Origin of the sequence: Pseudomonas sp. MIL9 (assembly GCF_016887925.1) — a bacterium.
In the GTDB taxonomy this organism is placed as follows: Bacteria; Pseudomonadota; Gammaproteobacteria; order Pseudomonadales; family Pseudomonadaceae; genus Aquipseudomonas; species Aquipseudomonas mohnii.
Genome location: NZ_JAFEHE010000009.1, coordinates 38,256 through 50,134 on the forward strand (window position 1 = coordinate 38,256; position 11,879 = coordinate 50,134).

At 61.1% G+C, this 11,879-nt stretch carries 12 protein-coding genes; 8 read left to right on the forward strand and 4 right to left on the reverse strand.

All coding sequences use genetic code 11. From position 1 onward, the window contains the following. Window positions 1-177: 177 nt before the first annotated feature. A complete protein-coding gene (locus tag JQF37_RS12005; protein WP_047534903.1) occupies window positions 178-636 on the forward strand; it encodes an Rsd/AlgQ family anti-sigma factor in 459 nt (152 codons plus the stop codon). A 60-nt stretch (window positions 637-696) separates the two neighbouring features. Here JQF37_RS12005 and JQF37_RS12010 read toward each other — a convergent pair whose 3' ends face one another. Beyond that, complete coding sequence (locus JQF37_RS12010; RefSeq protein ID WP_130205658.1) at window positions 697-1,362, reverse strand: FKBP-type peptidyl-prolyl cis-trans isomerase; 666 nt, start codon at window positions 1,360-1,362, stop codon at window positions 697-699. Window positions 1,363-1,554: 192 nt separating this feature from the next. On the opposite strand from JQF37_RS12010, the gene JQF37_RS12015 reads away from it, so the two are divergent. Continuing rightward, window positions 1,555-2,625, forward strand: a complete 1,071-nt coding sequence (locus JQF37_RS12015) for an AlgP family protein (protein ID WP_130205660.1) — start codon at window positions 1,555-1,557, stop codon at window positions 2,623-2,625. On the opposite strand, the gene JQF37_RS12020 is transcribed toward JQF37_RS12015, so the two are convergent. Beyond that, a complete protein-coding gene (locus JQF37_RS12020; RefSeq protein WP_130205662.1) occupies window positions 2,622-3,086 on the reverse strand; it encodes a TIGR02444 family protein in 465 nt (154 codons plus the stop codon). The two genes, JQF37_RS12015 and JQF37_RS12020, sit on opposite strands and share 4 nt — an antisense overlap. A 50-nt stretch (window positions 3,087-3,136) precedes the next feature. Between JQF37_RS12020 and JQF37_RS12025 the strand changes: the two genes are divergently transcribed. From JQF37_RS12025 to JQF37_RS12045, 5 genes are all read left to right on the forward strand, one after another. Beyond that, a complete protein-coding gene (locus tag JQF37_RS12025; protein ID WP_130205664.1) occupies window positions 3,137-5,047 on the forward strand; it encodes an ATP-binding cassette domain-containing protein in 1,911 nt (636 codons plus the stop codon). Continuing rightward, window positions 5,047-5,628 (forward strand): mechanosensitive ion channel family protein, encoded by a 582-nt coding sequence (locus JQF37_RS12030; RefSeq protein ID WP_130205666.1) that lies wholly within the window; start codon window positions 5,047-5,049, stop codon window positions 5,626-5,628. Before JQF37_RS12025 ends, JQF37_RS12030 begins: the two co-directional genes overlap by 1 nt. A gap of 115 nt (window positions 5,629-5,743) precedes the next feature. Further along, the gene (locus JQF37_RS12035) at window positions 5,744-6,376 is read left to right on the forward strand and encodes a LysE family transporter (RefSeq protein WP_130205668.1); all 633 of its coding nucleotides are present in this window, start codon (window positions 5,744-5,746) and stop codon (window positions 6,374-6,376) included. Window positions 6,377-6,605: 229 nt separating this feature from the next. Continuing rightward, window positions 6,606-8,504, forward strand: coding sequence for an FTR1 family protein (locus JQF37_RS12040; RefSeq protein ID WP_130205670.1), 1,899 nt, complete (start codon window positions 6,606-6,608; stop codon window positions 8,502-8,504). 106 nt (window positions 8,505-8,610) lie between these two features. Further along, window positions 8,611-9,066, forward strand: coding sequence for a YaiI/YqxD family protein (locus JQF37_RS12045; protein ID WP_130205672.1), 456 nt, complete (start codon window positions 8,611-8,613; stop codon window positions 9,064-9,066). A gap of 51 nt (window positions 9,067-9,117) precedes the next feature. On the opposite strand, the gene elbB is transcribed toward JQF37_RS12045, so the two are convergent. Next, the gene (gene elbB / locus JQF37_RS12050) at window positions 9,118-9,786 is read right to left on the reverse strand and encodes an isoprenoid biosynthesis glyoxalase ElbB (protein ID WP_130205674.1); all 669 of its coding nucleotides are present in this window, start codon (window positions 9,784-9,786) and stop codon (window positions 9,118-9,120) included. Between the two features lie 115 nt (window positions 9,787-9,901). Here elbB and JQF37_RS12055 point away from each other — a divergent pair, with 115 nt between their 5' ends. Further along, window positions 9,902-11,137 carry a sterol desaturase family protein gene (locus tag JQF37_RS12055; RefSeq protein ID WP_130205676.1) on the forward strand — a complete coding sequence of 412 codons (1,236 nt, stop codon included), beginning with the start codon at window positions 9,902-9,904 and terminating at the stop codon, window positions 11,135-11,137. On the opposite strand, the gene JQF37_RS12060 is transcribed toward JQF37_RS12055, so the two are convergent. Beyond that, the gene (locus JQF37_RS12060) at window positions 11,118-11,750 is read right to left on the reverse strand and encodes a DedA family protein (RefSeq protein WP_130205678.1); all 633 of its coding nucleotides are present in this window, start codon (window positions 11,748-11,750) and stop codon (window positions 11,118-11,120) included. The two genes, JQF37_RS12055 and JQF37_RS12060, sit on opposite strands and share 20 nt — an antisense overlap. Between the last annotated feature and the right edge of the window lie 129 nt (window positions 11,751-11,879).

Genomic DNA, 11,879 nt, shown 5'->3' on the forward strand with positions numbered 1-11,879 from the left:
ACACTTGTATGAACTTTATCGCCTGCGTACCTTGAAGCCACAGACGTGCGGGCATAATCTGGCCGGCACGTGTCATTGGAATTATGTTGCTCGATGACGCTCTGCCTGGCCGATTCTTGGTCTTCAAGATTACGACGGGTGTAGGGCAGCATGACCCACAAGGGAAGAGAGATCGCCATGCTCGAAAGTTGTCAGAATGCTCAGGAACGTTGGGGTGGAGTACATCTGCTGATCGATCGTTGGTTGCAGGAACGTCACGAACTGGTTCATGCCTATGACACTCTCGGTGCCAAGCCCGAGGCTCTGGGGGAAAACCGCAAACCTTTGCAGGAATTCTGCGGTGTCCTGGTTGATTACGTGTCCGCCGGGCATTTCGAAATCTACGAACAGTTGACCGGTGAAGCCAAGGCTTTCAATGACAAGCGTGGTCTGGAGTTGGCAGAAACCCTCTACCCGCGCATCGACGTCATCACCGAAAAACTGCTCGCGTTCAATGACCTGTGCGATGCAGGCAAGTGCGTGGCAGAGAAATTCAAGGAGCTGGGTGGTCTGTTGCACGAGCGCTTCGAACTGGAGGATTGCCTGATCGAAGTTCTGCACACCGCTCACAAGGCAGAAGATTCGGTTCAGGCCTGAAGTCACTCTTCGCAATACTGAAAACGGTGCGCCTTGCGCACCGTTTTTCGTTTCCGTGGTTCAGCCAGTGGCGCCGCGCAATTCGACTTCGAACACCAGCGGTGTAAACGGCGCGATCAAGTCGCCGGCACCATCGGCGCCATAGGCTTGCGCCGATGGAATCACCAGGCGCCATTTCGCCCCGACCGGCATTTGCTGCAGTGCACTGCGCCATCCGCTGATCACGCTATCGAGACTGAACCATTGCGGCTGACTGTTCTGGTCGAACACCGTGCCGTCGGGAAGGCGACCGACATACAGCACCTGGACCTTGCCGTTTGGCCCGGCCTTGGCACCCGTACCTGGCGCCAGTTCTGTCAGCAGTATTCCATCCGCCAGTTCACGAACACCGGGCCTGGCTTTTTCCTCGGCGAGAAAGCGCTGTTCTTTTTCCAGCGCCAATTCGCTTTGCGGCTCAGGTGATTGCATGGCGACCCGGGCTTCGTGCTCGTTGAGGATCTGTTCGATCTGCTCGTCTTTCAGCGCCAGTGGCTTGCCTTGATAGGCTTGCTGCAAACCTTCGACGAGCGCCTGAAGTTGAAGATCGGGAACCTCCTGGCGCAGGCGTTCGCCGAGGCTCGCACCCAGGCTGTAAGCGAGGTTGTGAGCGTCATTTTCCGGCGTTTTTTCGGCAGCGTGGGCCGCGGAAAAAATCACGCACAGCGATAAAAAAAAGTAGCGCGACATGGGCACTCTCCAACCTGAGATGCGGGCGATTATGCCAGTGAGAATGCGTTCAACGGTGAACTGCTTTTACACAAGCGCAGAACATTTTCGATTCGTTGCAACGCAACGCTTTGGATACTGTCAAGATGCCCTAGCGGCGGTAGCAGCAGAGGTCTAGTATGAGCCGCACCCACGTCAGCCAGGAGGTAAACCATGTCGGCCACCAAGAAGCCTGTAAATACCCCGTTGCACTTACTTCAACAACTCTCGGGCAGCTTGCTCGAGCACTTAGAAACCGCTTGTTCCGAAGCGCTGGCTGATGCTGAAAAACTGCTCGCCAAGCTGGAAAAGCAGCGCGGAAAAGCGCAGGAAAAATTGCACAAATCCCGCACCAAGTTGCAGGACGCTGCATCGGCCGGCAAGGCCAAGGCGCAAGCCAAAGCCAAGGACGCAGTGAAGGAACTCGAGGAACTGCTGGATGCCCTCAAGGAGCGTCAGTCGGACACTCGCGGCTATATCCTGCAACTCAAGCGCGACGCTCAAGAAAGCCTGAAACTGGCCCAGGGCGTTGGTCGCGTTCAAGAGGCTGTCGGCAAGGCATTGTCCCTGCGCGCAGTCAAGCCTGCTGCGGCCCCTGCGAAGAAAGCCGCTGCCAAACCGGTTGCTGCAAAAGCACCGGCCAAGCCTGCCGCCAAACCAGTTGCCAAGGCACCGGTGAAAGCCGCAGCCAAGCCTGCTGCAAAACCTGCGGCGAAAAAACCTGTCGCGGCCAGCGCTGCGAAACCGGCGGCTAAAACGACGGCTGCGAAACCAGCCGCTGCCAAACCGGTTGCTGCAAAAACAGCCGCTGCCAAACCGGCCGTAGCGAAAACCGCTGCTGCGAAACCAGCGGCCAAACCAGCCGCCAGAACTGCAGCGGCCAAGCCTGCTGCCAAGCCGGCCGCCAAGCCTGTCGCCGCTAAAACCGCGGCCAAGCCAGCGGCTAAACCTGCTGCAAAAACGACGGCTAAACCAGCCGCCAAACCTGCTGTGGCGAAACCTGCCGCTGCTGCCAAGCCAGTCGCAGCCAAGCCTGCTGCAAAACCTGCGGCCAAACCCGCCGCTAAACCCGCCGTGAAAAAACCGGTTGCCGCCAAGCCGGCCACCGCGCCAGTTGCCAAGCCAGCCGTCCCGGCTGCGGCGGCAACATCAGCTCCGGCCGCCACTCCCTCGACAGCCGTGTCTGCTCCAACGCCGGCCGCTGTTCCGAGCGCAGCCACCACCCACCCAACCAGCGCTTCCTAAGTGCCGGATACCGCGACGCGCAGCTGATGCAGCGCGTCTCGGTCCAGGTGAGCGGCGCCTGCCGCTACACCTTCCAGCCAGGCCGAGAGATCGGTCCCTTTCTCTTGCGGCCAACCTTGGGCCGATCGCTCCAGTCGTAGCAACAGATGTCGCTCGGCCTCCAGCTCCAGGGTCTTCACCTGTTCGCGTAGCCCATGCAGGTCGGCGTCCAGCATGGCGATGGTTTTCCATTGCGTGCGCAATGCCCGCAGCGGTTGCACCACATCGTTGTCCCACGGCTCAGCCACACCGCGAAGTTGCTGCAGGCGTTGCTCATTGCAGGCCACTCCCCGCTGTCCCAGCCATGCCGCACACAGCAGCAGGCACACGTTGACGCCCGCCGACTGCAATTGCAGACACGCCTGTTCAACGCCCGGACGGGCATAAGTGGTCAGGGAAAAGCTCCACAGGTCAGAGGACATAGTGCTACTCGCGCCAGTTGCGAGCGAAGCTGGTAGACTCCGCCGCCATTATGATTCGACTTCAGAACCTGACTTTACAGCGTGGCCCGCAACGTCTGCTAGAAGACGCCGAGTTGACGCTGCACGCCGGCCAGAAAGCCGGCCTCATCGGTGCCAACGGCGCCGGCAAATCGAGCCTGTTCGCCTTGCTTCGGGGTGAACTGCACCCGGACTCGGGTGATTGCTTCCTGCCGGCCGACTGGCGTATCGCCCACATGCGCCAGGAAGTCGATACGCTCGAACGCCTGGCGGTCGACTACGTGCTCGATGGCGACCTGCGCCTGCGCCAGGTGCAACGCGACCTCGCCGTAGCCGAAGCGGCCCATGACGGTGCCGCTCAGGCCCGTCTGCACTCGGAACTCGACAGCGCCGACGGTTACACCGCCGATGCCCGTGCCCGCAAGCTGCTGGCGGGCCTTGGGTTCACCAATGACCAGATGGATCGTCAGGTCGGAGATTTCTCCGGTGGCTGGCGGATGCGTCTGAACCTGGCGCAGGCCTTGATGTGCCCATCGGACCTGTTGCTGCTTGATGAACCGACCAACCACTTGGACCTCGACGCCATCATTTGGCTGGAAGAGTGGCTCAAAAGTTATCCCGGCACCTTGATGCTGATCTCCCACGACCGGGATTTCCTCGATGCCGTGGTCGATCACGTGGCTCACGTCGATCAGCGCAAGATCACGCTCTATCGCGGTGGCTACAGCGCCTTCGAACGCGCCCGCGCCGAACGCCTGGCCCAGCAACAACAGGCGTACGAGAAGCAGCAGGCGCAACGTGCGCACATGGAAAGCTACATCGCCCGCTTCAAGGCCCAGGCCACCAAGGCCCGCCAGGCCCAGAGCCGGATCAAGGCATTGGAGCGGATGGAAGAGTTGACCGCGGCCCACGTCGACTCACCGTTCGACTTCGTCTTCCGCGAGTCGCAGAAAATCTCCAGCCCGCTGATCGACCTGTCCGATGCCCGTCTGGGTTACGGCGAGAAAACCGTGCTGGAGAAGGTCAAGCTGCAATTGACCCCCGGCGCGCGGATCGGCCTGCTCGGTCCCAACGGCGCGGGCAAGTCGACCCTGATCAAGAACCTTGCGGGTGAACTCACGCCGCTGGCCGGTCGCTTGACCCGTGGCGAAAACACGGTTGTCGGTTACTTCGCCCAGCATCAGCTTGATTCCCTGGACTCCAAGGCCAGCCCGCTGCTGCACTTGCAGCGCCTGGCGCCGACCGAGCGCGAGCAGACACTGCGAGACTTCCTCGGTGGCTTCGACTTCCGGGGCGCGCGGATCGATGAGCCGGTGCTGAATTTCTCCGGTGGCGAGAAGGCGCGTCTGGCGTTGGCGCTGATCGCCTGGGACCGGCCGAACCTGTTGCTGCTCGACGAACCGACCAACCACCTGGACCTGGAAATGCGCCTGGCGCTGACCATGGCCCTGCAGGAATTCAGTGGCGCGGTGCTGGTGGTCTCCCACGATCGTCATTTGCTCAAAAGCACCACCGACAATTTCTATCTGGTAGCTGATGGCAAGGTCGAAGAATTCGACGGCGACCTGGAGGACTACACCCGCTGGCTGGTGGAGTATCGCCAGCGCAATGCCCCGGTCAGCACCACGCCGGTCAACCCGGACAAGACCGACAAGAAAGCCCAGCGTCAGGCCGCAGCGGCGTTGCGTCAGCAACTGGCGCCGCACAAGCGTGAGGCTGACAAGCTTGAAGCCGAGTTGGGCAAGCTTCACGAGAAACTGGCAAAGATCGATGCCAGCCTCGGCGACAGCGACATCTACGAACCGGCGCGCAAGAACGAATTGCGGGATCTGCTGGCCGAACAGGCCAAGCTGAAGGTGCGTGAGGCGGAGCTGGAAGAAGCCTGGATGGAGGCGTTGGAGCTGTTGGAAAGCATGCAGGCGGAGCTGGAGGCGCTGTCCTGATGGACGCCTTCAAGCTGCCGTTGCCAGCGGTGTGGGTCGAGCCGATCTGGCTCGGCGTGCAAATCCTGCTGATCCTGCTGGCCGGTTACCTCGCCCAGCGCTTCGTTGCCAAGGGCCTGACCCGACTCGGTGAACGCTACCCGTTTCCGCCACAGTTGCTGATGCCCCTGCGCGGAGGCCTGCGTTGGTTGATCATGGGCAGCGCACTGATTTTCGTGCTGGAGCGCCTCGGGGTTTCGGCCACGGTGCTCTGGACGGCGCTGTCGGGTTTTGTCGCGGTCGCTGCAGTCGCGTTTTTTGCCATGTGGAGCGTGCTCTCCAACTTGCTCTGCGCGATTCTGATCTTCACCGTCGGCCCGTTTCGGCTGGGGGATGTGGTCGAGTTGGTGGACACCACCGACAAGCCCGGCGTCAAAGGTCGGGTAGTAGCGATCAATTTGCTTTACACCACTTTGGTCGAAGCCGAAGAGCTCGGAACCGGCAGCGCCATGGTGCAAGTGCCGAACAGTTTGTTCTTTCAGCGCTCGGTTCGACGCTGGCGCGGCAGTGATGCCTTTCCTTCAAGCGGTTTCGAAAAGTAGCCGACACGCCGGCCACGCTGGTCGGCGGTCGTCATGTCCGACAAAAAATCGGTAGTCATCGGCCCAAAGCCGCATTAGCTTAGACGCCTGTCACGAGTCTGAGTCGAGGTGTGCGATGGAGCTTCAAACATGGCTGGCTTTTTTTGCCGTCTGCTGGGTGATCAGTCTTTCTCCGGGGGCTGGCGCCATTGCGTCGATGTCCAGCGGCTTGCAATACGGTTTCTGGCGTGGGTACTGGAATGCGCTTGGCCTGCAATTGGGGCTGGCGCTGCAGATCGCGATTGTCGGCGCCGGTGTGGGCGCGATTCTTACGGCATCGGCGACCGCGTTCTATGCGATCAAATGGTTCGGTGTGGCGTATCTGGTTTATCTCGCGATCAAGCAATGGCGCGCGTTGCCCAGCGACATGAGCGATAACGCCGCCGTGCGCCCGATCGGCAAACCGCTGGTACTGATATTCCGTGGCTTCCTGGTCAACATCAGCAACCCCAAGGCGCTGGTGTTCATGCTGGCGGTGTTGCCACAATTCATCGATCCCCACGCGCCGCTGCTGGCTCAGTACCTGATCATTGGTGTGACCATGATCTGCGTCGATCTGATCGTCATGGCCGGTTACACCGGGTTGGCGTCCAGGGTGCTGCGCCTGTTGCGCACGCCCAAGCAGCAAAAACGCATGAACCGCACCTTTGCCGGGCTGTTTATTGGTGCCGCTGCCTTCATGGCGACCCTGCGCAAAGCCGCCGTTTAAACCCGCGCTGACAAAAAAGGCGACCTATACAGGTCGCCTTTTTTATTGTCGCAAGGGTGGGATCAGCGCACCCGATTGGCTTGGCGCCCTTTACCGAGAGGGTGGCAGGTGGTCGATACGGGCGCTGGCCCTTGGTTTCGCGCTGACGCCAGCAGAGCAGACAAAGCTTGAGCGAAAGTCATTGAGAGTGAACAATATATTACTTCGTGTTTCCAATTGAGATTCATTCATGATTGCCCCGTCCCGTTTCCTGGCCTGGCTCTTCGTACCGTTGCTGGCCTTATGCAGCTCCCACCTGCTGGCCGACACGGTGGAAGGTGCGCCGCAAGCGCTGCACCTGTTCGACTACATCGGCGCGGATTACCCGGCAACGGTGCGGGCAGGCAAGGTCATTGACGAATCTGAATACCGCGAACAGCTCGAATTCACCGGGGTGTTGCAAGGGTTGGTCGCCGCCATGCCGGGCAAGCCGGAAAAAGCCGGGCTGGAGCAGGGCATCAGTGCGCTGCATGCGGCGATCACGGCGCGTCAGGACGGCGCTGAGGTTGCCCGCCAGGCCCGGCAACTGGGCGCGAAACTGGCCGTGGCCTACGAGGTCAGCCAGGCCCCGGTCATTACCCCCGACCCGACTCGCGGCGCGCCCCTGTACGCCCAGCATTGTTCGGTGTGCCACGGTGATGCAGGCGCTGGCGACGGCCCTGCGGGTGTCGGCCTGACCCCGCCACCGGCCAATCTGCGTGATGCTGCGCGCCTGGATCAACTGAGCCTCTACGGGATCTACAGCACCCTGGGGCTCGGCGTCGAAGGCACCGACATGCCGGCCTTCGCCGACCAACTGGACGATCGCCAGCGTTGGGATCTGGCCACCTATATCGCCGGCTTCAGCGCCGATCCGGCGACCGCCAGCGGCGACAAGACCTACAACATTGCCGATCTGGCCCGTCAGACCCCGGCCGAAGTACAGGCTGCCGACGGCCCGCAAGCGGCCGCTACTTTCCGGGCCCAGCGGGCGCAACCCCCGCAGGTCAAGCGCGGCCCGGCGCAGTTGCTCGACTACACCGCCGCCACGCTGGACAAGAGCCTCGCGGCCTATCGCGCCGGCGAACACGATCAAGCCTATGACTTGTCGGTGGCGGCGTATCTGGAAGGTTTCGAGCTGGTCGAAAGCTCGCTGGATAACGTCGACGCCAACGTGCGCAAAGACACTGAGAAATCGCTGATGGCTTACCGTCAGTCGTTGCAGGACGGTTTGCCGGTCGAACAGGTCGAGCAGCGCCTGGAAGCCGCCAAGGCCAAGTTGAAAGTGTCCGCCGGCTTGCTGGGCAGCGATGGCTTGAGCTGGTCCCTGAGCTTCATTTCCGGCCTGTTGATTCTGCTGCGCGAAGGTCTGGAAGCCATTCTGGTACTGGCGGCGATCCTCGCTTTCTTGCGTAACACCGGCCAGCAGTCGGCGGTGCGCAGTGTCAACGTCGGTTGGGGCCTGGCGTTGCTGGCCGGTCTGGGGACATGGGCGCTGGCGGCGTATGTGATCGATGTCAGCGGCTCCCAGCGCGAACTGCTGGAAGGCGCGACGGCGCTGTTTGCCAGCGTCATGGTGCTGTGGCTCGGCGTGTGGATGCACGACCGTCGTCATGCTGCGGCCTGGCAGGATTACATCAAGAGCAGCCTGGTGGGCGGTGGCGGGCGATTCGGCTTTGCGATCCTGGCGTTTTTCTCGGTTTATCGTGAACTGTTCGAAGTGATCCTGTTCTACGAAACCCTGTGGCTGCAGGCCGGCCCGGCCGGTCACGACGCCGTGCTGGCCGGTGGGGCGACGGCGCTGGTGCTGTTGGTCGGTCTCGCCTGGGTCATCCTGCGTGGTTCAGCGAAACTGCCGCTGGCACTGTTCTTCAGCATCAACGCCGCTCTGCTGTGCGCGCTGTCGGTGGTGTTTGCCGGGCATGGCGTCAAGGCGCTGCAGGAAGCCGGGATTTTCGGTACACGGCCGGTGCCGTTCTTTGAATTCGACTGGCTGGGGATCCATGCCGATGCGTATTCGCTGAGTGCTCAGGCGGTGGCGATTGTTGCGATTGTTGTGTTGTATGGTCGAAGCTGGGTGGCTGAGAAGCGTCGGGTAGCTGTTTCTTAAAGCATTCGCTTCGCTCACATTCGCGAGCAGGCTCGCTCCCACAGGATTAGCGCTAACCTTGTGGGAGCGAGCCTGCTCGCGATGCTTTTTGGAAGAGGAAAAACTGATGCGTGTCTGGATCGATGCCGACGCCTGCCCCAGGGCGGCCAAGGACCTGGTGGTGAAGTTCGCCCTGAAGCGCCGGTTCGAAGTGGTGCTGGTGGCCGGGCAGCCGCAGATCAAGCCGGGTCTGGCGTTGGTAAAGCTGATCGTGGTGCCGAGCGGCCCGGACGCGGCCGATGATTACCTGGTTGAGCACGCCGTGCCTGGGGAGCTGGTGATCTGCAGCGATGTGCCGCTGGCCAACCGCCTGGTGAAGAAGGGCGTAGCCGCGCTGGACCCGCGAGGCAAGGAGTTCGATGCGCAGAACATGGGTGACCGGCTGGCGGTGCGTAACCTGTTCACCGATCTGCGAGAGCAGGGGCAGATGAGCGGTGGCCCGGCACCGTTTGGCGAGCGGGAAAAGCAGGCGTTTGCCAATGCGCTGGATCGGATATTGACCCGGTTATCGCGTAACGCCTGAGTCGGACGAAAAACCCTGTGGGAGCGAGCTTGCTCCCACAATTAGAGGGTGTCAGGCGTCGTTTTCGTGGGTCAGCTCGAGCACGCGGTCGACCAGTTTGTTGATACCGGAGGCCGCTTCGCTGATTGACTGCGCCAGCATGTACGCCGGTGTAGTCACCAGTTTGCGCGCCTTGTCTTCGACGATTTCGCTGACCGCGCAGTCTTTGTGGGTCGCGCCCATCTTGTTCAGGGCGGCAGCGGTGTCGGCGTCGTTGCCGATGGTGCAGGTCACGCCCGGCCCGTAGATTTTCGCCGCCAGGGCCGGCGAGATGCAGATCAGACCGACCGGTTTGCCGGCCTCGGCAAAGGCTTCGGTCAGGGCCAGTACGTCCGGTTGCACGGTGCAGCCGGTGCCTTCGACGGCAAAGTTGGAGAGATTCTTGGCCGAACCGAAACCGCCGGGAACGATCAAGGCATCGAAGTCTTCGGCGTTGGCTTCGCGGATGTCCTTGACCTCGCCACGGGCGATGCGCGCCGACTCCACCAGCACGTTGCGCGACTCGGGCATTTCTTCGCCGGTCAGGTGGTTGATCACGTGCAGCTGCGCGATGTTCGGGGCAAAGCACTGCACTTGCGCGCCACGCTGGTCCAGGCGCAACAAGGTGATCACGCTTTCGTAGATCTCTGCGCCGTCGTACACGCCACAACCGGAAAGGATCACTGCAACTTTTTTGCTCATGGGCTTTTCTCCAGATTCATGGCGTTAAATGTCCACTAATTTGTCACTCGTTGCCATAGGGTTAAATCGCGGCTACACATAGGATCTGTCCCCAGGATTCCGATCAGGGCGCGTCATGGACTTCATTCTGTATGCGGTGCCGTTTTTCTTTGTGCTGATTGCCGTCGAGCTGCTGGCCGACCGTTGGCGCGGGGTGAGCAACTATCGGGTGGCGGACGCGATCAACAGCATCAGCACCGGCGTGCTGTCGACCACCACCGGCCTGCTGACCAAGGGCGTGGGGCTGGTCACCTATGCCTTTGCCCTCAAGCATCTGGCGCTGTTCGAGCTTTCGGCCGACAGCGTTTGGGTCTGGGTTTTCGCCTTTGTCCTTTACGACTTCTGCTATTACTGGCTGCATCGAATGGGCCATGAACGCAACATCCTCTGGGCCGCGCATTCGGTGCATCACCAGAGCGAGGACTACAACCTCTCCACCGCCCTGCGTCAGACCAGCACCGGGTTCCTGTTGAGCTGGATCTTCTACCTGCCCATGGCGGTGGTTGGCGTACCGCTGTTGGTATTCGTCAGCGTCGCCGCGCTGAACCTGCTGTACCAGTTCTGGGTGCATACCCGGCACATTCCCAAGCTCGGCTGGTTCGAGTGGTTCTTTGTCACGCCGTCCAATCATCGGGCTCACCATGCACAGAACGCTCTCTACATGGATCGCAACTATGGCGGGGTGTTCATTATTTGGGACCGTCTGTTCGGCTCGTTCCAGGAGGAGGACGACAACGAACCGGTGATTTTCGGTGTGACCACGCCGCTGGCGAGCTGGAATCCGATCTGGGCGAACGTGCAGTTCTATGCGCAGTTGTGGGCGGATGCGCGGCGCGCCGAAAGCACCTGGGACAAGTGGCGGATCTGGTTCATGCGCGCCGGTTGGCGGCCGGCGGATGTGGCGGCCAAATATCCGATGAACAAACCGGACCTGAGCCAGTTCCGCAAATTCGAGGTGCCGCTGGACGGACGTCAGCAGCTCTACGTCTTGCTGCAGTTCTGCGTTTACATCGCGTTGGGCAGCTACTTGATGAATCTGGAGCCGAGCCTGCCGACCGCTGCCCTGATCCTGGGCTGGAGTGCCGTGGCGTTGGGGCTGTTCGTGCTGGGGGTGGCCCTGGAGAATCGCCCGTGGGCGTTGAAGCTGGAGTTGTTGCGACTGGCGTCGAATGTGCCGCTGGTATGGCTGGCGCCACTGGTGGGGCTGTGGCCGGCCAGCGCGGTGGGCTGGGTCGGCCTGCTCAGTTACAGCCTGCTCAGCGGTATCGGTCTCTACTGCTGCAGAAACCGCTTCACTCGGTTGGCGTCTTAGCGTTTTCGATTTTGGCCTGCTCAGCCTTCAAGGCTTGCTCGTCGGCATAAATCTGCCGGGCCAGGCGGGCATTCTTGAAGCGTCGGCGCAGCCACAGAACCAGGCCCAGCACCAGCAGGGCGCCGAGGACCCATAGCTCGTACTTCTTGATGCTGCCGAGCATGCCTTCGAGCACCGCGCCGAAGTGATACGCGGCAGCGGCCAGCGCAGTCGCCCAGACCGCCGCGCCTATGCCGTTGAGCAGCAGGTATCGCCCCGGTGGATAGCCCGAAAGACCGATGGCCACGGGCATGACCGTGCGTAACCCATAGACGAAGCGGAAGCTCAGCACCCAAATGTCCGGGTGTTTGCGGATGTGTTCCAGCGCCCGGTCACCCATCAGTTGCCAGCGAGGTTTTCGCGCAAGCAACTTGCGACCGTGCTTTCGTCCCATGAAGTACCACAGCTGATCGCCGGCATAACTGCCGAAGAACGCCACGACCACCACCAGGTTGATATCCATGTATCCACGGAACGCGAGGAAGCCTGCGAGCACCAGAATGGTTTCGCCTTCGAAGAACGTGCCGAGAAACAAGGCAAAATAGCCGAAGTCATGCAGAAATTGTTGGAGCATTGTCTGGGTGCTGGCGAAATGAACGCGCAGCCTAACCCTTCGTACTCATTCAGGAAAGTGTCGAAATGTGTCTCGACGTGAACATTTCCTACAAGGACAATGGAATGCGGCTACATGTCGCAGTGTGCA

Bases quoted from the DNA above. Each gene is read 5' to 3' on its own strand.
- JQF37_RS12015 (WP_130205660.1), top strand. From the start codon at position 1,555: ATGTCGGCCACCAAGAAGCCTGTAAATACCCCGTTGCACTTACTTCAA.
- JQF37_RS12040 (WP_130205670.1), top strand. From the start codon at position 6,606: ATGATTGCCCCGTCCCGTTTCCTGGCCTGGCTCTTCGTACCGTTGCTG.
- JQF37_RS12055 (WP_130205676.1), top strand. From the start codon at position 9,902: ATGGACTTCATTCTGTATGCGGTGCCGTTTTTCTTTGTGCTGATTGCC.
- JQF37_RS12045 (WP_130205672.1), top strand. From the start codon at position 8,611: ATGCGTGTCTGGATCGATGCCGACGCCTGCCCCAGGGCGGCCAAGGAC.
- JQF37_RS12035 (WP_130205668.1), top strand. From the start codon at position 5,744: ATGGAGCTTCAAACATGGCTGGCTTTTTTTGCCGTCTGCTGGGTGATC.
- elbB (WP_130205674.1), bottom strand. From the start codon at position 9,786: ATGAGCAAAAAAGTTGCAGTGATCCTTTCCGGTTGTGGCGTGTACGAC.
- JQF37_RS12020 (WP_130205662.1), bottom strand. From the start codon at position 3,086: ATGTCCTCTGACCTGTGGAGCTTTTCCCTGACCACTTATGCCCGTCCG.
- JQF37_RS12060 (WP_130205678.1), bottom strand. From the start codon at position 11,750: ATGCTCCAACAATTTCTGCATGACTTCGGCTATTTTGCCTTGTTTCTC.
- JQF37_RS12030 (WP_130205666.1), top strand. From the start codon at position 5,047: ATGGACGCCTTCAAGCTGCCGTTGCCAGCGGTGTGGGTCGAGCCGATC.
- JQF37_RS12005 (WP_047534903.1), top strand. From the start codon at position 178: ATGCTCGAAAGTTGTCAGAATGCTCAGGAACGTTGGGGTGGAGTACAT.
- JQF37_RS12010 (WP_130205658.1), bottom strand. From the start codon at position 1,362: ATGTCGCGCTACTTTTTTTTATCGCTGTGCGTGATTTTTTCCGCGGCC.
- JQF37_RS12025 (WP_130205664.1), top strand. From the start codon at position 3,137: ATGATTCGACTTCAGAACCTGACTTTACAGCGTGGCCCGCAACGTCTG.